This window comes from Bacillus sp. FSL M8-0063 (assembly GCF_038005545.1).
Taxonomy (GTDB): Bacteria; Bacillota; Bacilli; order Bacillales; family Bacillaceae_G; genus Bacillus_A; species Bacillus_A wiedmannii.
Genome location: NZ_JBBOTJ010000001.1, coordinates 1,079,442 through 1,099,456 on the forward strand (window position 1 = coordinate 1,079,442; position 20,015 = coordinate 1,099,456).

Genomic DNA, 20,015 nt, shown 5'->3' on the forward strand with positions numbered 1-20,015 from the left:
GCTAAGGGGACTTAGCTTCTTTTCCTTTTGTAAAGTTATATAAGGGATTTCCTTTGAATATATTTATGGGGATAGCATTAAGGAGGTGTAACATGAGTCAGCAAGGTGTATTTACAGATTACTTTCATGAAGTAGAAAGCTGGTGTGAAAGTGTTCTTCACGTATTGGATAGCCGTGCAATGGAAGTGTATGATGTCCATATGCTTGCTTATAAAATTCAAACGTTATTAGATCGTATGAAAGAGCATGAGTATGATACAGATGCAGAGTTTATGTATGAAATAAGTGATGATGTAGAACATATTCAGCATCATTTGCAGGAAGTATTCGTGCAGGGAGAAGAGGAATATGAACTATATGAAAGAGGGGATAGTGAACGAGCTGTTCCAATTGGAGGGCATACACTTCCACCATTACCTTATCCGTATAATGCGTTAGAACCGTATATTTCTAGAGAAATTATGATGTTACACCATGATAAACATCATCGCAGTTACGTGGAAGGATTAAATAAGGCAGAGAAGATGATGGAAGAAGCGAGAAAAACAAATCAATTTGATTTAATTAAGCATTGGGAAAGAGAAGCGGCTTTTCATGGATCAGGTCATTACTTACACACGATATTTTGGAATAACATGAAAAAAGATGGTGGCGGAAGTCCAAGAGGGGCTCTTTCACAACAGATTGAACAAGATTTTGGGAGTTTTTTACGTTTTCAAAAACATTTCACAGAAGCAGCTTCTAAAGTGGAAGGATCAGGCTGGGCGCTTCTCGTTTGGGTACCACGATCTGGAAGATTAGAAATTTTGCAGAGTACACTTCATCAATTATTTACACAATGGGATACGATACCGCTCCTCGTACTAGACGTGTGGGAACATGCGTATTATTTACAATACCAAAATCGAAAAGATGAATATATTAAAAACTGGTGGAATGTTGTAAATTGGCCTGATGTAGAAAAAAGATTTGAAAGTGCGAAACAAATTGAATGGACACCGTATTAGACGCAGGTTCTCTGCGTCTTTTTTATTAGAAAGAGAAAGAGATTTCGTTCATATTTTAAAAGGCCAAGCATACACTTGTACAAAAAGTGCCAAAAGGACGTGGGGGGAAATATGAGACGAATTTGTGTAATAATCACGCTTCTTATTATGTACGCAAGCGTTATGCCAATTCCTACATATGCAAAGATGAACAGTAATGTCAGTGCTCGAAATGCTGTATTAATGGAGCAACAGTCCGGTCGTGTATTATACGGAAAAGCAGAACATGAGCCACAAAAAATTGCTAGTATAACAAAAATTATGACAGCCTTGTTAGCTGCTGAATCAGGAAAAATGAAAGAAATGGTATCGGTTAGTAATGAAGCGGTGAGAGTAGAAGGATCAGCAATTTATTTAAAGCCTGGACAGAAAGTAAAGTTAGAGGATTTAGTATATGGACTCATGCTTAGATCTGGTAATGATGCAGCGCAAGTAATTGCTGAAAATGTAGGAGGAAGTATAGAAGGATTCGTATATTTAATGAATGAAAAGGCGAAACAAATTGGAATGAAAGATACTCACTTTTCAAACCCACATGGTTTGGATGGAGATGGATCCCATTATTCATCAGCCTATGATATGGCACTTTTAACGAAGTATGCAATGGGGAACGAAACCTTTAAGAAGATTTTTGGGACGAAAACGTATAAATCAGATTCGTGGGATTATCCGTGGAAAAACAAACATAAACTCGTGACGTCTTATTATGAATTTGCGACAGGAGGAAAAACAGGTTTTACGAAGAAAGCAGGGCGGACACTTGTTACAACAGCATCAAAAGATGGACTAGATCTAATTGTCGTAACTTTGAGCGCTTCTAGCGATTGGGATGATCATATGAATTTATTTGATAAAGGTTTTGAACGTTTCAAGCAAACGAACGTTGTAGGACAAGGAGCTCTTGCTGAAATAACAGAAAAGAAATATGCCAATCATGTTTATATGAAAAATAGTTTTGCGGTGCCTTTAACTGAGCAAGAAAGAAAGAATGTCATATTAAAAGTTGAACTCGATAAAAGTGCAAAACTTAAGGATGGAGTAAAAGTTGGAAAGACAGAAATTTATGTTGGCAACGAGAAAGTTGGAGAACGGAATTTATTTTATAGTAAACGAAAGTTAGTAGCTACGACGGGAATGTATTGGAATAATGTGAAAGAAATTTTTTCTCATATGATAGGTGTTGGGAGCGATGGTTAATCTCGTATGGGTAGCGATGGCAGTCATAGGGATTGTATATGCCATGATAAATGGGACGATGGAAGCAATAAATAAAGCCGTATTTGACGGAGCAAAAGACGCAGTAACAATTTGTATAGGACTTATTAGTGTATTGGTATTTTGGCTCGGTTTAATGAAAATTGCAGAGGAAGCAGGGTTGTTAAAAAAGTTAGTGGCACTTTTTATGCCGATAGTAAAAAGGTTGTTTCCAGAAATACCGAAAGATCATCCGTCAATGGGATTTATTTTATCGAATATGATGGCGAACTTTTTTGGGCTAGGTAATGCAGCAACCCCTCTTGGTATTAAAGCGATGGAACAATTGAAAGAGTTAAATGGAGGAAAGGATTCGGCGAGCCGTTCTATGGTGACGTTTCTCGCGTTAAATACATCAGCGATTACTTTAATTCCTACTACTGTCATTTCGATTCGAATGACGTATGAATCAGCGAATCCTACTGAAATTGTTGGGGTAACATTCATTGCACAAGTACTCTCTATGATCGGAGCGATTTGGATTGACCGCTATTTTTACCGAAGAAGGAGTAGGAAGGGGCGGAAAAAATGAGTATTGTAAATACAATTTCATTATGGGTAATCCCTTGTGTAATTGGTTTTATCCTTTTATATGGCACGATAAAGAAAGTACCAACCTATGAATCGTTCGTTGAGGGAGGAAAAGAAGGAATTCAAATTGCAATCTCCATTTTACCGTTTATGGTTGGAATGCTCGTATCTATTTCTATATTTCGAGCTTCAGGTGCATTAGATGCAATGATATCAGTAATGAAGCCGATGTTAGATTTAATTCATGTCCCAGCAGAAATTGTTCCACTAGCACTTATACGCCCTATTTCAGGATCTGCTGGTTTAAGTATTACGACCGATTTAATTGCCACATATGGGCCAGACTCGTTTATTGGAAGATTGGCTTCTACGATGCAAGGGAGTACGGATACGACTTTTTATATTTTAACAGTATACTTCGGAGCTGTTGGAATTAGAAAAATGGGAGATGCATTAAAAGTAGGACTTTTTGCCGATTTAATCGGGATTATTTGTTCAATTGTGTTTGTTTCTTTAATGTTTAAGTAAGGCGGCTATTCATTTTTTATGCTATTTCGCTTATAATACGTATACGACCACTATTAAGGTGTTGCTTAATAGTGGTTTTTTTATGCGGTATTTTTGACAAAATGATGAACTTTTATTGTGAGCAATATGAAGAATATGGACAATAATAAAAGGTAAAAACATGATTTGCCCTTTATATGTTTATTATCATCGCTATGTTGTTTAAGTAAGATGAAGCGAAAAGCCGTCAAGCGTATGCGGTTGCCAAGTCTTTCTAATGTAAGGTAAGATAAATTCGAGGTGAAAAAAAGAAATGGAACGATTACAAAAAGTGATTGCGCAAGCAGGTATTGCATCGAGAAGAAAGGCTGAGGAATTAATTCAGCAAGGAAAAGTAAAAGTGAATGGAAAAATAGTGAAGGAGTTAGGAACGAAAGTAACTCCTCAAGATAAAGTAGAAGTAAATAACATCCCTCTTGAAAAAGAAGAACCTGTTTATTTTTTACTATATAAACCAACTGGCGTAATTTCAAGTGTATCAGATGATAAAGGAAGAAGTGTTGTAACAGACTTTTTCCCTGAAATTAGACAACGTTTATTCCCAATCGGACGCTTAGATTATGATACGTCTGGCGTATTATTGATGACAAATGATGGGGAATTTGCAAATGTATTAATGCATCCGAGATATAAAGTTGAAAAAACATATGTTGCAAAAATTAAAGGGCCATTAACAGGTGAGAAAATTCGCATGTTAGAACGAGGTGTTGCATTAGAAGATGGGAAAACAGCACCAGCACAAGTGAAAATTATTTCTTGGGACAAGCGTAAAGAGACTGCGATTGTACAATTAACGATTCATGAAGGACGTAATCGTCAAGTACGCCGCATGTTTGAAGCGTTAGATTGTAAAGTAGTGAAACTAAAGCGTGAACGCTACGCCTTTTTAGAAGTGGGTAACTTGCGACCTGGTGATGCGAGAGAATTGTCACCACATGAGGTGAAACAATTACGTGCATTGGCTTCTACAAAGCCGCGCTAATCGATAGTGTGAAACTTTCACCAGTGGAATGCTCCGCTGGTGATTTATTAAAAAATACATATATTTATCACTCGTCGAAGAGAGGGGAGACAATATGAAAAAAAATCGCTTATTATTTCGCGTTATTATTCTACTCATTTTAAGCGGTGCTGTAGGATTTACACTTTATCAAGGATTTTTTGCTGATAAAGAGAAAATGCAAATTGGAAAAGAAGCACCTAACTTTGTTGTGACAGATTTAGAAGGAAAGAAAATTGAACTGAAAGATTTAAAGGGAAAAGGTGTATTTTTAAACTTTTGGGGCACTTGGTGTAAACCGTGTGAGAAAGAAATGCCTTATATGAACGAATTATATCCAAAGTATAAAGAAAAAGGCGTTGAAATCATTGCGTTAGATGCAGATGAAACAGATATTGCTGTTAAGAACTTTGTGAAACAATATGATTTGAAATTCCCAGTTGCTATTGATAAAGGAACAAAAATCATAGGCACATATGGGGTAGGACCATTACCGACAAGCTTTTTGATTGATAAAGATGGAATAGTAGTCGAACAAATTATAGGTGAACAAACGAAAGAACAGTTAGAAGAATATTTAAAGAAAATTACTCCGTAATAAAGAAAGCCTTTACATATGAGGTGCATACTTATAGTGCCTCTGATTTAAAAATTCTGAGTATTGCGGTAACTTGAGGTTAGAATATACAATAGTACATATAGATATAGGGGCGGTGAGAGTGTTGAAAGAAATTAAGTGTGAATGTGGACATGTTAATCCAATAGGAACTGTTTTTTGTGAAGCATGTGGGAAACCATTTGAAAGTAATGAAAATATAAAACTATTGGATATGCGCTATGAGGGGAGTGCTCGGAGATCTCTCACACAAACAAAAACGATAGTCGATAAAATTTGGAGCTTTTTCTCTTCTGTAAAAGTGGGTGTCTGGCTCATTGTAATCACTTTAGCTGCATCAGCGATAGGAACTATTTTTCCGCAAGAAATGTACATAACTCCAGGGATTGCACCAGCTGAGTATTATAAGCAAGAATATGGGTTTTTAGGGCAAGTATACTATCAATTAGGATTTAATAATTTATACGGTTCGTGGTGGTATATGATTTTAATTGCTTCAATAGGTATTTCACTGGTGATATGTAGCTTAGACCGTGTTATACCACTTTATAAAGCTTTAAAGAAGCAAGGGGTGAAAAGACACCCTAGCTTTTTAAAGAGACAAAGATTATACGGGACTGGTACACCACAAGATGGTGACTTGGAAAGAGTGCAAAAGAATTTAAAGAAAGCAAACTATAATGTGAAAGTGGAAGACGGTAACATTTTAGCTGAAAAGGGACGGTTTTCACGCTGGGGTCCATATGTGAATCATATCGGTCTCATTATCTTTTTATTCGGTGCAATGCTCCGTTTTTTACCGAGTATGTACGTAGACGAAGCGCTTTGGTTACGTGATGGTGAAACGAAAGAAATACCAGGAACGGATGGTCAATACTATTTAAAAAACGAGAAATTTATAAAGGAAGTTTATGATAAAAGTAAGGACAAGGAAGTTTTTGATGAAGCAATTGACCGTGTAGGTGATAAAATGATTGCGAAAAACTTCCAAACGAATGCTGTATTATATAAAGCGGTCGGCGAAAATATAGCAGGACAAAAACCGAAATTAGAAAAAGTAAAAGAAGCGGAAATTCGAGTGAATGAACCGCTGAAATTTGATCAATTTGCTGTATATCAAGTGGATTACAAAGAAAGTGAATTTAAAAGCATGTCATTCCATTTGCAAAACAAAGAAAATAATCAAAAGTGGGGACCGATTAAAGTAGATTTAACGAATCCTACAGAAAAATTTGATTTAGGAAATGGTTATTCTTTAGAACTATTAAGCTATTTCCCTGATTTTTATTTTGACGAGAATGGAAGACCAAATACGAAAACGAAATTACCAAACAACCCTGCATTTGTGTTTAAAATGTTTACGCCTGAAACACCAGATGGTGAAGTGAGTTTTGTTGGTATTCAGCAAAATATAGAACCAGATGGGAATAACAAATATAAAATGTCCTTTGCAGGTGTTGAAATGCAAAATGCAACAGCACTTACTGTAAGGAAAGATTTAACGCTTTGGATTCTCGGTATTGGAGGATTTATATTTATGGTTGGTGTCATTCAAGGGATGTATTGGAATCATCGCCGTATTTGGATACAACGCGTTAATGATGAATGGTGGATTGCAGGACATACGAATAAAAATTGGTTCGGTTTAAAGAAAGATATTGAAAGAGTACTAGAAGGTACAGCAATTCCACAGCCAAGCGATAAAGTAGTGGATAAAAAAATTAGTTAAGGTGGGGAAACGATATGGTGCAAATAAGTAGTAACTTTCTCTTTACCGCATTTATTTTATATTTAATTGCAACTCTATTTTTCGGGGGAGCAATTAAAGAAAAAGGTCATAAATGGGCAAATATAGGAATAACGATTACAATTTTAGGGTTTATTGCACAAATAGTATATTTTGTTACGAGATGGATTGCATCAGGACATGCACCAGTTAGTAACTTTTTTGAGTTCGGTACGTTTTTCGGCATGATGCTTGTCGGAGCATTTATTGTCATGTATTTTATGTATCGCGTAAGTATAATCGGACTCTTTGCATTACCAGTTGCGCTTTTATTAATTGCCTATGCAAGTATGTTTCCGAGGGAAATATCTCCGCTTATTCCTTCTTTGAAAAGTAATTGGTTACATATTCACGTGACGACTGCAGCAGCAGGACAAGCAATTTTAGCAATTAGTTTTATTACGGGTGTTATGTATTTATTGAAAAATGTAGATCAATCAACGAGAAGTAAACGTACATTTTGGTTAGAAACGGTAGTGTTCACACTTGTTTGTACAGTTGGCTTTATTGCAGTGACAACGGTATTTTCTAGTATGAAATATGAAGCGAAGTTTCAATGGATTGATAAAAATGAACAACAAGTGGAAATGAAGTACAATCTTCCGGCTTTAGTAGGACCGCACGAAGGAAAGTTATTGACAGAAAATAAATTAGAACCGACAGTTGAAGTTCCAGCGATTGTAAATGCGAAAAAATTAAATACTGTTATTTGGTCAGTGTTAGTTGGGACATTACTTTATATTGTATTAAGACTTGTTTTACGCAAACGAGTATCGGCAGCACTTCAGCCGTTAGTAAAGAATACAAATAGTGATTTACTGGATGAAATCGGATATCGTTCTATTGCAATTGGATTCCCAGTTTTCACATTAGGTGCATTAATTTTCGCCATGATTTGGGCACAAATAGCGTGGACGCGTTTTTGGGGCTGGGATCCAAAAGAGGTTTGGGCGCTTATTACTTGGCTCTTTTATGCGGCGGTATTACATTTACGCTTATCAAAAGGGTGGCACGGAGAGAAGTCAGCGTGGTTAGCGGTAATTGGTTTTGCAATCATTATGTTTAACTTTATTGTAGTAAACTTAATTATCGCGGGTTTACATTCATACGCATAGAGAAATAAAATAGGAGAGTGAATGTCACTTTCCTATTTTATTTTTGTCAACTTTTCTTCTTTTTTGAGAAAAACATGACAAAGTAGCGGTTGATTTTGTAAAATGATGTCGAGGACATTATGTACTGTTCAAAAAAAATACATAGTTTTGGAAAAAAAATGAACAAACTTTATTATTCTTGTGAAGCATAATATGGGAAGTGAAACATTTAGAAGATTGCTTAAATAAACGAGAATAGCGCAACATACTAGTGTAGAAGGGTAGGTGTAAACCGTTGTGGTAAAAGTACGCAACGGGTAGAAATGGAAAATGAATCAAGAATTTTAATTGTAGACGATGAGGATCGTATTCGTCGTTTGTTGAAAATGTATTTAGAAAGAGAACAATACACAATTGAAGAAGCGGACAATGGTGATACAGCTTTAGAAATGGCGTTACAAAATGATTACGATTTGATCCTATTAGATCTTATGATGCCAGGTAAAGATGGTATTGAAGTGTGTAAAGGGGTTCGTGAGAAGAAAGCGACGCCAATTATTATGTTGACGGCAAAAGGTGAAGAAGTAAACCGAGTACAAGGGTTTGAGGTAGGAACTGATGATTATATTGTGAAACCATTTAGCCCACGTGAAGTAGTGCTTCGTGTGAAAGCGGTCTTACGCCGTTCTGTACCAACAACGTTCTTTACACAAGATACAACGACAAAAGATGTTACTGTGTTCCCTCATTTAACAATTGATAATGATGCACACCGTGTTACAGCAGATGGTAATGAAGTAAACTTAACACCGAAAGAGTACGAATTACTATTATTCTTAGCGAAAGCGCCTGATAAGGTATTTGATCGTGAGCAATTGTTAAAAGAAGTATGGCAATATGAATTCTTTGGAGATTTACGTACAGTTGATACGCATGTAAAGCGTTTACGTGAGAAGTTAAGCAAAAAATCACCAGATGCTGCGAAGATGATTGTTACCGTTTGGGGCGTAGGTTACAAGTTTGAGGTTGTGAACGACTGATGCTTTGGAGAAGTGTAGTAGGGAAGTTATGGATGACCATATTACTTCTCGTTTCGTTTGTGCTTGGATTTGTTGCGATTTTACTTTCACAGTTTTTTAGAACATATTATGTTGATATGAGTGAAGCTAGGCTTCAAAAAGTTGCAACAAGTGTTTCAGAGTTAATTGAAGAAGGTGCCGATGTAAAAACGATTGAGAATATCGCGTACAAATTCTCTGATCCACTTTCAAGGATCATTATTGTAGAAGATGGTAAAGAAATATCTTCTTCGCCGAAACAAGAAGGATTAGTCACTCTTACAATGGATGATTTGAAAGAAGATAAAGAATTAGCGGCTGTTTTTATAGACAAAAAAGAAATTAAGAATAACATTAGAAAAGCCTCTAATAGTAGAAAGAATAAAAACACTGAAAATGATATTATGATTGTCGGAAAACCAATGCATTCAAAAAATCAAAGTGCAGTGTTCGTATACGAATCTTTACAAGTACCGATACAAGGTATGGAGAGAACGACTGATTTTATATTCTTATCAGCAGGGATAGCGATTATATTAACAACGTTCTTTGCATTCTTCTTATCTACTCGAATTACAGCACCACTCCGTAAAATGCGTGAGGTTGCTTTTGAGGTCGCGCGTGGGAAGTTTGATGCGAAGGCACCTATGGTATCTCAGGACGAGATTGGTGAGCTTGCAACGGCCTTAAATCAAATGGGGAAACAGTTGAAGTTTAATATGAATGCCCTGCAGCAAGAAAAAGAACAGTTAGCTAGTATTTTAAGTAGTATGGCAGATGGGGTTATTACGTTAAATCAAGAAGGTGAAGTCGTTGTAATTAATCCGCCGGCTGAACATTTCTTACAAGTTTGGCAAGAGGAAAAGGAAGTCGAGCTCAGTAAAAAACTACCTTCTGAACTTGTTGAACTATTCCATCTCGTTGTAGAAAGCGAACAACAACAAGTGGTTGAAATTAATTTACAAAAAGGGAACTATGTAGTTCTTATGACTCCGCTGTACAACCAAACGAAAATTCGCGGTGCTGTAGCTGTATTACGTGATATGACGGAAGAACGCCGTCTTGAGAAGATGCGTCAAGACTTTATTGCGAACGTATCACATGAACTTCGTACACCGATGGTAATGCTTCAAGGGTATAGTGAAGCGATTTTAGATGATATTGTGCAAACGAAAGAAGAAATTAATGAGTTTGTTCAAATCATTTATGATGAATCCGTTCGTTTAGGTAAACTTGTAAATGAATTATTAGATTTAGCGCGTATGGAAAGTGGTAATGTAGAGTTACATATAGGTGAAGTTGATATTCATCCTTTCGTTGAAAAAATAGGTCGTAAATTCCAAGGGATTGCAAAGGACAAAGAAGTCGCATTAACGGTTGATTTCCAAAATCCAATTGAGCAATACCCGTTTGATGCAGATCGTATGGAACAAGTATTGACGAATTTAATTGATAACGCAATTCGTCATACGAATGCAGGCGGACATGTAACGCTTGTAATCGATACGAAAAATAATGGTCTTACTTTTGAAGTACAAGATTCGGGCGCTGGCATTCCAGAAGAAGATATTCCATTTTTATTTGATCGTTTCTACAAAGCTGATAAAGCAAGAACACGTGGGAAAAAAGGTGGAACAGGGCTCGGGCTTGCGATTGCAAAAAACATTGTGCAAGGCCATGATGGTAAAATTGCTGTTTCAAGTGTTGTTGGAGAGGGAACTACATTCTCTGTATATTTACCGAATCGTATAATTTAGATATACGTTTTTAAAGTTGATAATGAATAAAGTTCTACTGTTTTTTATTTTTTTGTAAAATCAATTAAATAAATAATAGTAGAACTTTTTTTCTATCTCAGTCGAATGAAGAATAATAAGAGGGGTGTCGTGAAGTGATGAAATTATACACGAAAACAGGAGATAAAGGGACAACAAGTGTAATAGGCGGTAGAGTGGATAAAGATAATATGCGAGTTGAAGCATATGGCACGATAGATGAGGCGAATTCTCATATTGGATATGCAATGACTAAGCTACAAGGCGGGCCTTTTGGAGATATTTACAATGAACTTGAAAATATTCAACATGAACTATTTGATTGCGGGGGAGACTTGGCGATAGTAGAGGGGAAAATACCTTATAAAGTAACGATCAAAATGGTTGAAAGCTTAGAAAGAAGGATTGATTCGTATATAGAAGAAGCACCGCCGTTAGAGCGTTTTATTTTACCGAGTGGAAGCGAGTCGGCAGCTGCTATTCATATTGCACGTACAGTTGTAAGGCGAGCAGAACGATGTGTAGTGTCCTTGCAAAAAGAAGGGGAAATAAATGAAGTTGTTCTAAAGTATGTAAATAGATTATCTGATTATTTGTTTGCGGTAGCTAGAGTAATAAACGCTCGATTACAAGTAAAAGATGTGGAGTATAATCGCAGTGCAATCGTTTTTTGTGATAAAAATGAGAAGGAAGTGGAGTGATTCACTTTCTTTTTTTGTATACTTTTTTCTGTAATATACCAAAATAAGAGAAGGTATGGTGTTAATTAGAAAACGGAGGATGTATATGAAAGTGTTAAAATATGGCGTCATGTTATTGATGGTATTGTTTTTATCTCAATTACATGTGTACGCAGAGGGAAATCAATGGACATGGCCTGTTGAAGGGCAGATAAGTGATTATTTTGGGACAAGGCATGGAAAACACTACGGTATAGATATAGCGGCACCGATTGGCACGCCTGTGGCAGCTATTCAAGAAGGTAAGGTAACAAAGTCTTATTATTCAAGTAGTTATGGAAACGTTGTATTTATTAAACATGGAGAATATGAGGCTGTGTATGCGCATTTAAATAAGAGATATGTAGTTCAAGGGGATTATATTTCAAAAGGAGAAATAATTGGAGAAGTAGGAAATACAGGAGAATCGAGAGGTGCACACTTACATTTAGAAGTTCATCAAGGAAGATGGACGATGGCGAAAAAGAATGCGATGAATCCATTGCTTGTTCTAAATGAACAGAGAAATGAAGTTGTTTCCTCATCCTTATATGTCGTCCAAAAAGGGGACACTTTAGTTAGTATTGCACGGAAATTTAGTATGTCAGTTAAGGAAGTTAAAGATAAAAATGGACTGCAGCAAGATTGGATTTATCCAAATCAACAATTATACGTAAAGTAAAAAAAAGAGCTAGTTAAACTAGCTCTTTTTTTTACCAAAAAATAAAGACACATATAAATCCAGAAATAGCTAAGTAGCTATATAAGTAAAATACTTTCGTTCTTGTTTTTTCGTTCGTTCGAAATAGTACAATAGTCGGTTCAATTAAACCGATTGTCAAACAAAGTAAACCAAGAAGCATACAACCGATTGAAATGGAGTACAGGGCGATTTGTGGCGCTTGAAATGGAATCATCCATTTTAATAAAAATGCAATAAGTGCAGTGTAGCAAATGCTGCCGATGTATTTATTCAACGGTGCATTAGAACGGAACCCTGGAAGTTTTTTCAAGAAAGAACGGGAAACAACTTCAGTTTGTAAAGATGTGTGCTCTTCAATTATTTTTTGAGCTTCTTTTCCTTTTTGGAAAAGGGATAATATCCAGTTTCGCTCACCTTGAAAAATAAATTGAGAAGTTGTCAAATAATGATCCACCTTCACTTTATTCCAACTCTTCCACGGGTGACGCTCACACAGTTTTAATTTACTCTCTGTTTTTTTATCATACTGATAAATACTGATGCCATCTTCATCGAAAGCAGCATAGTATGTCTCGCTTGAGAATGTGCCTAAATCAATTGGACAGTAGAAAAGTAATTCTTTTTTTAAGTAAAAGTATTCTTTTCTTAAGTTTTTTTTCATTGCTTCTTGAATAGAGTGTCTCTTTTCTTTTTTCATGACATTTCCTCCATAATCCAGAAAATGTTCTTATCTTAACAATTCAACATCTTATCACTTTTCATTATATATGACTAGGGGATTCATAGGGGAAATGCCGAATACTAAAAAATCTGGGGTGTATTGTAAAATATAGTGATTGGTTTTGATTATATAAAATTAGTAACTTATTTTTAATGAGTTACAATTTTTTTGTTCACAATACGATTATGTTGTTGTATAATAAAGTGGAAAATAGAATATCGGTCTATCTTCGGGGCAGGGTGAAAATCCCGACCGGCGGTGATGAACAGTATGTAATTTTGTTCTAAGCCCGCGAGCCGTTAAGGCAGGATTTGGTGTGATTCCAAAGCCGACAGTATAGTCTGGATGGGAGAAGATGGAGGTTCAAGCGTTCAAAAAAGATATGGATTTGAACGTCTGTTTGATGTGCCTTAAATTCTCCCTTTGTGTAAAACACAAAGGGTTTTTTCGTTCTATGAAAAAGTAGGCATAGCAGAACCTTTCCACTTTCCATGAGAAGATCGATGGAAAAGGAGAGAGAAAGATGAAACAAAAAAACAGTGTAGTGCAGATGGTGAGTGTAGCGATGCTAAGTAGTATTGCATATTTACTGATGATGTTGGATTTCCCGTTTCCAGGGCTTCCGCCATTTTTAAAAATTGATTTTAGTGATGTACCAGCTCTAATTGCAGCAATTATTTTCGGGCCAGTTGCAGGGATAATTGTAGAGGCGATAAAGAATATTTTACATTACGGAATTCAAGGGAGTTTAACGGGAGTGCCAGTTGGAGAAATTGCTAACTTTATTGCAGGGTGTTTATTTATTGGACCGGCAGCTTTCTTATTTAGAAAGTATCGTACTGTTAAGAGTTTAACGACAGGATTAATGCTAGGGACAATTACAATGGCGCTCATTATGAGTGTATTAAATTACATCATTATATTCCCAGCTTACACTTGGTTTTTAAATTCACCAGCTATGTCTAGCGAGGCTATAAGAACAACGGTTGTAACGGCAATCTTACCATTTAATTTGATTAAAGGAATTGTTGTGACAATTGTATTTGTAGCGTTATTCTCACGCCTGAAAGTATGGGTGTTTGCAAAAATGAAAAATGCATAAAATATAAAATAAAACCATTAGTAGTATGGAACTACTAGTGGTTTTTTATTAAGTAGAATGAAAATAGAAAACAAAAAATATCCCTCATATTAATGAGGGATATTTTTTGAAGTTAATAAAAGACTATTCGAATTTTAAAGAGTCGCCATCAAATGATTCATCAGCAACTTTAATTGAGTCAGTTGGACAACCTTCGAATGCATCCATCATATCTTCAATCAATACATCTGGAATTTCAACGATACCTTGGTTATCGTCTAACGTTACAAATGCAATACCTTCATCATCATAATCATAAATGTCTGGTGCAGCAGCGCCGCAAGCACCACATGCGATACAAGTATCTTTATCAACGATTGTATATTTTGCCATCTTTTTTCCCTCCTGATAATATGTATGTGAAAAGCTCGCCATAAAAATTATAACCTTATTGTAAAACGGTTTTTAAAACTTTTCAACATAAAATTATAATGATAATCCTTATCAATTAGAGTGTCAACTAATTTTTGCATTATGTCATAAGATTTTCAAAATACGTAAATGTTATTTCGTTTGGTACAATATACTATATACAAGTACATAGTGCCGATATGATAAGTTTAATGAGTAACATAGAATGGTGCAATCATACTAAAAAGTAATTAAGCTAGATTGAAAGGTGGAAGCGGTAATGCAACTACAATATACTTTATTGTATTGTTTAAAACAATTGAATGGTGAAAGGACCGTTTCTTCTATTTATTATTTATTAAAAGGAAAACGATCTTCGCAAACGTTACAAGATGGAAATATGTTCCGAATTTCATTTTTGTTTGGAATATATAAATCGTTAAATAGAACAGACTATGATCGGGAAGTTGCAAAGTTGTTGCAAGTAGATTTGATTCGAGAAATACATGAAAATACATATTTGTTAACATCTAAAGGTAAAATGCAGTTACATACATGGGAGGAAGTGTATGCTTTTCCCGCGCATTTACATGGTTTACACTATGGTGAATTAGGTGAAACATTTTGGAAACGATTATCATTAATTATTCAAACTATATCTAATTTACAACAGAATAATACGAAGTTTATTCCCATTCAACAAGATACAGAAATAATGATGTGGGTAAAACGTTTTTTAACAGGTATACCATATAGGCGAAGTGAATTGGCTAAAAGATTATGGAAAGAAATACATAATCTTTTAGGAAAAGGTGATGTGGTAGAAGCGACGATTGTAACATATAGATTAACAGGATATGAACGTATCGGTTGTACATTGCAGCAATTAGCGGAAATTACGAAACAAGATATATTCCGGGTGTATTTTTTATTTTGGGGTACAATTCACTTCTTTATACAAGAAGTTCGCGATAAAGAAAATGAATTTCCTCTATTAGCTGAGATTATCTCTTATCCAAATGAGAGAGCTGAATTATTTAGTTTATCAACGAAAAAAACATATAATTTTTGGAGACAAGGACGCTCTTTAGATGAAATAGCGACAATTAGAAATTTAAAGGTTGCAACGATAGAAGATCATTTTGTTGAAATTGCTTTGCGGGAAAAAGAGTTTTCAATCGAGATGTTTATGGAAAAAGACAAAATAGATAAAGTGACAAAAGTAATTGAGGCATTACAAACACGTAAGTTGCGTGAGTTGAAACAAGCGGTTGGAGAGGGTATCTCTTATTTTGAAGTTCGTCTTGTATTGGCGCGGATGGAGGGTATAAATGAAGCTTGAGGAATATTTATATAGATGGTTTGGATATTCTGAATTTCGTCCAGGACAAAAAGGGGTAATTACAGATTTGTTAGAAGGAAAAGATGTTATAGCAATGCTCCCGACTGGAAGAGGGAAGTCTATGTGCTATCAACTTCCTGGGTTAATGCAAGAAGGAACCGTGCTTGTTGTATCACCATTATTATCTTTGATGGAAGATCAGGTTACACAATTAAAGTATGTTGTGAAAAACCGAGTAATAGCATTTAATAGTTTTCGGACATTACATGAAAAAAGAGAAGCGATGAAAAAATTAGCTTCATATAAATTTATTTTTGTTTCACCAGAGATGTTGCAGTCGGAAGTGTTAATAAGAGAATTGAAGAAAGTTCATATTTCATTGTTTGTTGTGGATGAGGCTCATTGTATTTCACAATGGGGTTATGATTTTAGACCAGACTATAAAAAACTAAATGTAGTCATTGAGAATATCGGGTCTCCTACGGTGCTAGCATTAACGGCAACAGCGACAAAAGATGTACTCCGGGATATAGCAGAAAGTTTAGATTTGAAGAAAGTGACGCAGCATGTATACTCTATTGATCGTCCAAATATCGCAATGGAAGTACAATTTGTGGAGACGATAGAAGAGAAGAAAGAAGCGCTTTTGGACCAGGTGATGTATTTACAAGGGCCAGGGATTGTATATTGTTCAAGCAGAGCGTGGACAGAACGTTTAACGGAATATTTAAGAGGAAAAGGCGTGACTGGTGTCGCTTTTTATCATGGTGGTATGGAACATGAAGAGCGTATGTTAATTCAACAGCAGTTTATGAATGACCAGTTGCAGCTTGTAATATGTACAAGTGCTTTTGGTATGGGAGTAAATAAGTCGAATACGAGCTATATTATTCATTTTCATTATCCGACTAATGTAGCTTCCTATTTACAAGAAATCGGAAGAGCTGGAAGAGACGGTGAACCGAGTATAGCTATCTTACTATGTAGTCCGTTAGATCACGATTTACCAATTTCAATAATTGAAGATGAATTGCCAAGTCAGTCGCAAATACAATTTTTATTCTCTTTACTACAAGAAAGAATGTTTCCAACGAAAGAATTACCAATAGAAGAGGTAGAAGAAATTTGTTATAATGCAGCAAGATTTAATGAACAGTATTGGCGTTTCATCCGCTATCATCTCGAACAGCTTGGAATCATACAACAGCGAAAATTAAAATTAGAGAGCTTGTCAGATGAAATTATGAACAGATTAATAGCTGAAGTAGAAATAAGGCTACGTAATAAATATAGTGAGCTAGAAAACATGAAATCGTGGATACAAGTGAAAGAATGTAGGCGTGAATATTTGTTGCAACAGTTCGGTTATAGAAAAGAGAACGAGTTGAAAAATTGCTGTGACTATTGTGGTATTACAAAAACAGATTATAAAAAAAGACAAGCGCAACAATCGGATTTCGACTATAATTGGGAAACAGAGTTACAAAAGCTTTTCGGTCTAGAAAAGATGGGGGAATGATGAACATTCAAAGGCATAATATTGAAGATATGAGTCCGAAAGAAATAAGGCTGAATCTGTATATCACACAGTTCATTATTATCGGTATCGGTTGTTTACTAGCATATATATTATTCCGAGATATAAAATCGGTGTATAGTCTGTGGAAGTGGGAACCGGTGTCTATACTTATAATAGGTGGCTTGTTGGCGATTGGTATTGTGTTATTAGATTATGTTGCAATGCGAGTATTTCCAGAGTCTTGGTTTGATGATGGTGGTATTAACGATAAGATGTTTCAAGGAATGTCAGTTATGCACCTACTCGTTATTACGTTCATTATCGGCTTTGCAGAAGAATTTTTATTTAGAGGTGTAGTGCAGACGCACTTTGGAATTGTAATAGCCAGTTTAGTATTTGCAGTGTTACATATTCGGTATATAACAAAGCCATTTTTGTTTTGTTTCGTCTGTTTCATTAGTTTTGTCTTTGGTTATGTATTTGAATGGACAGGGAATTTGTTTATAACAATCTTTGCACACTTTCTTGTTGATTTTATAATGGGACTCCAATTAAGAAAATAAATGGAAGGTGGTGGTGAACAACATGAGAAAACGAATTCCTGATTTCGAAGAGGAATTAGAAGTTGAGCGAGTGGAAGAAAAAGAAAGTTTACCGCCGCGTAGTGAAATTCATAGAAATAAAGAGAAAAAAGAAAAGTTTAAAATGAATCATATTTTCGTCCGAGTTTTAACATTTCTATTCATATTACTACCAATTAGTATCTTATGGTATACAGATAAATATATTCAGGTGAAAAGTGATGGTAATAACGCTGGGAAAAGTGCGTTTGAGGTCATTTTCTTTGATTCAGCTAAATCTGATTCTGAGGCAACATCTGAGAAAGTAGTAACGCATACAGTGAAAGAAGGAGAAACTTTAGAAAGTATAGCGAAGCAATATTTTTCAGATGAAACTGGGATTGAAGTGATTAAAAAGTATAATGATTTACAAGAAGATGAAGTGAATGTAGGTCAAGAAATAAAAATTCCGATAAAAGATAAGTCCGCAAAGCAGGATAGCTAGTAACATACCTACTATAAAAACGGAGGATTATCTTTATGAGGAAGGGAGTAAAAAATATATGATATGGATTATCTTATTAAGTGCTCTCATATGTATTGGTATTATATTTCTTCTTGTAATGTATACAGAAGCGATGCGTAATACTGTGTTAGAACATACTTTACTTTTTGAAGAATTTCCGAAAAGTTTTCAAAAAGTAAAGGTGTTTTTTATTTCTGATATTCATAGAAGGGTCATTTCAAGTTCATTAATTGAACAAGTAAAAGGAAAAGTAGACCTTGTAATTATTGGCGGTGATTTAGCGGAAAGAGGCGTCCCTTTATCGAAAATTTCTGCAAATATACAAAAGTTAAGAGCGATAGCTCCTGTATATTTTGTATGGGGAAATAATGATTATGAGATTGAATATCATGAATTAGATGCTTTGTTATTAGAAAATAATGTGAAAGTTTTAGATAATACAAGAGTTGTATTTGAGTCTGAACTAGGAGAAAAAATTTGTTTACTCGGTATAGATGATGTTGGTTTGAAGCGTGATCGTTTAGATTTAGCGTTGGCTGATTGCAAAGAAGATGGTTTTCGCATATTAATTAGCCACAACCCTGATATAATAAATAAAATGTCTGGAAAAGAACAAATTTCACTTGTGTTAAGTGGACATACACATGGAGGACAGATTCGATTATTCCCATCTAAAAAATATTTAAAAGGTGGCGTATATAAGCATTCAAATATGACTCTTTTTGTTAGTAATGGGTATGGAACAACGTTGATTCCACTTCGCTTCCGAGCACCTGCTCAAACACATATTATTACGTTATGCGGAGGGAAATGATGCCAACTCTAAACGGGAAATATAACATAAAAGCTGTTTCGAATATAATTGGAATTCAGCCGAGTACGCTTCGTGCATGGGAAAGACGATATCAAATTATTGCCCCAAAGCGGAATCATGCGGGGCATCGATTATATACAGAAGAACATATTCAAATTTTGAAATGGTTAATGGACAAGGTTTCTTCCGGCATGATGATTGGACAAGCAGTTCAATTATTAGAAGAGAATCGTTTGCAGAGTAATGTTCAAAAAGAAATACATTACGATAGAGAAGTTGTTTTAGTGGACGATTTACTGCAAGCTTTGTTAAAATTTGATGAAATTACAACTTCTGCATTGTTAAACGAGGCTTTCAGTATTTATGCAACAGAAAAAGTCATAGCAAGTATTGTTCTTCAAGTGTCAAATAAATTGTTAACGTTAAAAAATAATAATGAAGTTACAATGGTGCAATTCCAATATGTCGTATCATTTTTACAAACTCGTCTAGGAATGGTGTATCATAATGCATCATCATTTTCTTCTATACACAAAGTTGTCGTGTTAGAAAATAATATGTTGAAAGGGTTTGTTTTCTCAACGTATTTACGCTTAAAAGGATATGAGGCGATATATATTAGGTCAAGCTTAGTGGAAGATGGTATTTTGTTAGCTGTTGAGCAAATACAACCTACATATGTAGTAGTCTCTTTTAATGAGGAACGAGAACTTAAGAACGCGATGAAAGACATGAATTTGTTGCAAGAAAAAAGTGAGAAACTTTCTGTTGGATTTATAGGAGAAATAGGTGCTCGAGATCAGTTGAACATTCAAACATGCCTAATTGGTGATACGAAAGAAGAATGGGATGATTGGTTAAAAATGTTAGAATAGTTGTTCGAAAAGAACCA

General features: G+C 35.3%; 21 protein-coding genes and 1 riboswitch. Of the genes, 19 read left to right on the top strand and 2 right to left on the bottom strand.

Translation table 11 applies throughout. The annotated features are described in order from the left end of the window. Positions 1 to 92: 92 nt before the first annotated feature. The 12 genes from MKX31_RS05575 to MKX31_RS05630 all read left to right on the top strand — a co-directional run bounded on the left by MKX31_RS05575 (position 93) and on the right by MKX31_RS05630 (position 12,128). Complete coding sequence (locus MKX31_RS05575; protein WP_000082674.1) at positions 93 to 1,007, top strand: superoxide dismutase; 915 nt, start codon at positions 93 to 95, stop codon at positions 1,005 to 1,007. Positions 1,008 to 1,118: 111 nt separating this feature from the next. Further along, positions 1,119 to 2,243, top strand: coding sequence for a D-alanyl-D-alanine carboxypeptidase DacB (gene dacB, locus MKX31_RS05580; protein ID WP_064476633.1), 1,125 nt, complete (start codon positions 1,119 to 1,121; stop codon positions 2,241 to 2,243). Beyond that, positions 2,236 to 2,832 (top strand): spore maturation protein SpmA, encoded by a 597-nt coding sequence (gene spmA / locus MKX31_RS05585; protein ID WP_000247805.1) that lies wholly within the window; start codon positions 2,236 to 2,238, stop codon positions 2,830 to 2,832. Before dacB ends, spmA begins: the two co-directional genes overlap by 8 nt. After that, positions 2,829 to 3,359, top strand: a complete 531-nt coding sequence (spmB, locus tag MKX31_RS05590; RefSeq protein ID WP_000029511.1) for a spore maturation protein SpmB — start codon at positions 2,829 to 2,831, stop codon at positions 3,357 to 3,359. Before spmA ends, spmB begins: the two co-directional genes overlap by 4 nt. A gap of 292 nt (positions 3,360 to 3,651) precedes the next feature. Then, positions 3,652 to 4,380 (top strand): 23S rRNA pseudouridine(2605) synthase RluB, encoded by a 729-nt coding sequence (gene rluB / locus MKX31_RS05595; protein ID WP_064476632.1) that lies wholly within the window; start codon positions 3,652 to 3,654, stop codon positions 4,378 to 4,380. Between the two features lie 94 nt (positions 4,381 to 4,474). Further along, positions 4,475 to 4,996 (top strand): thiol-disulfide oxidoreductase ResA, encoded by a 522-nt coding sequence (gene resA / locus MKX31_RS05600; protein ID WP_064476631.1) that lies wholly within the window; start codon positions 4,475 to 4,477, stop codon positions 4,994 to 4,996. 121 nt (positions 4,997 to 5,117) lie between these two features. Next, a complete protein-coding gene (resB, locus tag MKX31_RS05605; RefSeq protein WP_340980264.1) occupies positions 5,118 to 6,743 on the top strand; it encodes a cytochrome c biogenesis protein ResB in 1,626 nt (541 codons plus the stop codon). A 14-nt stretch (positions 6,744 to 6,757) separates the two neighbouring features. Continuing rightward, positions 6,758 to 7,915, top strand: a complete 1,158-nt coding sequence (gene resC / locus MKX31_RS05610; protein WP_088048397.1) for a cytochrome c biogenesis protein ResC — start codon at positions 6,758 to 6,760, stop codon at positions 7,913 to 7,915. A 302-nt stretch (positions 7,916 to 8,217) separates the two neighbouring features. Further along, positions 8,218 to 8,934 (top strand): DNA-binding response regulator ResD, encoded by a 717-nt coding sequence (gene resD / locus MKX31_RS05615; RefSeq protein ID WP_000426862.1) that lies wholly within the window; start codon positions 8,218 to 8,220, stop codon positions 8,932 to 8,934. Next, on the top strand, positions 8,934 to 10,709 hold the full coding sequence (gene resE / locus MKX31_RS05620; protein ID WP_088048398.1) for a sensor histidine kinase ResE: 1,776 nt from the start codon (positions 8,934 to 8,936) through the stop codon (positions 10,707 to 10,709). Before resD ends, resE begins: the two co-directional genes overlap by 1 nt. 137 nt (positions 10,710 to 10,846) lie before the next feature. Further along, entirely contained in the window at positions 10,847 to 11,428 is a 582-nt protein-coding gene (locus MKX31_RS05625) for a cob(I)yrinic acid a,c-diamide adenosyltransferase (RefSeq protein ID WP_340981538.1), read from the top strand. An 85-nt stretch (positions 11,429 to 11,513) separates the two neighbouring features. After that, positions 11,514 to 12,128, top strand: a complete 615-nt coding sequence (locus MKX31_RS05630) for a peptidoglycan DD-metalloendopeptidase family protein (RefSeq protein WP_088048399.1) — start codon at positions 11,514 to 11,516, stop codon at positions 12,126 to 12,128. 31 nt (positions 12,129 to 12,159) lie between these two features. Here the strand turns inward: MKX31_RS05630 and MKX31_RS05635 are convergent, their stop codons facing one another. Next, complete coding sequence (locus MKX31_RS05635; RefSeq protein WP_340980267.1) at positions 12,160 to 12,846, bottom strand: hypothetical protein; 687 nt, start codon at positions 12,844 to 12,846, stop codon at positions 12,160 to 12,162. Positions 12,847 to 13,091: 245 nt separating this feature from the next. Further along, positions 13,092 to 13,231, top strand: a riboswitch (FMN riboswitch). 162 nt (positions 13,232 to 13,393) lie between these two features. On the opposite strand from MKX31_RS05635, the gene MKX31_RS05640 reads away from it, so the two are divergent. After that, complete coding sequence (locus MKX31_RS05640; RefSeq protein WP_000810851.1) at positions 13,394 to 13,972, top strand: ECF transporter S component; 579 nt, start codon at positions 13,394 to 13,396, stop codon at positions 13,970 to 13,972. A 123-nt stretch (positions 13,973 to 14,095) separates the two neighbouring features. On the opposite strand, the gene MKX31_RS05645 is transcribed toward MKX31_RS05640, so the two are convergent. After that, complete coding sequence (locus tag MKX31_RS05645) at positions 14,096 to 14,344, bottom strand: ferredoxin (protein ID WP_001151994.1); 249 nt, start codon at positions 14,342 to 14,344, stop codon at positions 14,096 to 14,098. A gap of 298 nt (positions 14,345 to 14,642) precedes the next feature. On the opposite strand from MKX31_RS05645, the gene MKX31_RS05650 reads away from it, so the two are divergent. The 6 genes from MKX31_RS05650 to MKX31_RS05675 are packed head-to-tail and all read left to right on the top strand — an operon-like array spanning position 14,643 to position 19,998. Beyond that, positions 14,643 to 15,704: a helix-turn-helix domain-containing protein gene (locus MKX31_RS05650; RefSeq protein ID WP_064476627.1), complete on the top strand. Its 1,062-nt coding sequence runs from the start codon at positions 14,643 to 14,645 to the stop codon at positions 15,702 to 15,704. Further along, positions 15,694 to 17,223 (top strand): RecQ family ATP-dependent DNA helicase, encoded by a 1,530-nt coding sequence (locus MKX31_RS05655; RefSeq protein WP_064476626.1) that lies wholly within the window; start codon positions 15,694 to 15,696, stop codon positions 17,221 to 17,223. The genes MKX31_RS05650 and MKX31_RS05655 overlap by 11 nt, the downstream gene beginning before the upstream one ends. Continuing rightward, complete coding sequence (locus MKX31_RS05660) at positions 17,223 to 17,786, top strand: CPBP family intramembrane glutamic endopeptidase (RefSeq protein ID WP_001025763.1); 564 nt, start codon at positions 17,223 to 17,225, stop codon at positions 17,784 to 17,786. Before MKX31_RS05655 ends, MKX31_RS05660 begins: the two co-directional genes overlap by 1 nt. Before the next feature lie 22 nt (positions 17,787 to 17,808). Then, positions 17,809 to 18,288, top strand: coding sequence for a LysM peptidoglycan-binding domain-containing protein (locus MKX31_RS05665; protein ID WP_064476625.1), 480 nt, complete (start codon positions 17,809 to 17,811; stop codon positions 18,286 to 18,288). A gap of 58 nt (positions 18,289 to 18,346) precedes the next feature. Then, on the top strand, positions 18,347 to 19,123 hold the full coding sequence (locus MKX31_RS05670) for a metallophosphoesterase (RefSeq protein WP_064476624.1): 777 nt from the start codon (positions 18,347 to 18,349) through the stop codon (positions 19,121 to 19,123). Then, on the top strand, positions 19,123 to 19,998 hold the full coding sequence (locus MKX31_RS05675; RefSeq protein ID WP_064476623.1) for a MerR family transcriptional regulator: 876 nt from the start codon (positions 19,123 to 19,125) through the stop codon (positions 19,996 to 19,998). The genes MKX31_RS05670 and MKX31_RS05675 overlap by 1 nt, the downstream gene beginning before the upstream one ends. Positions 19,999 to 20,015: the final 17 nt, after the last annotated feature.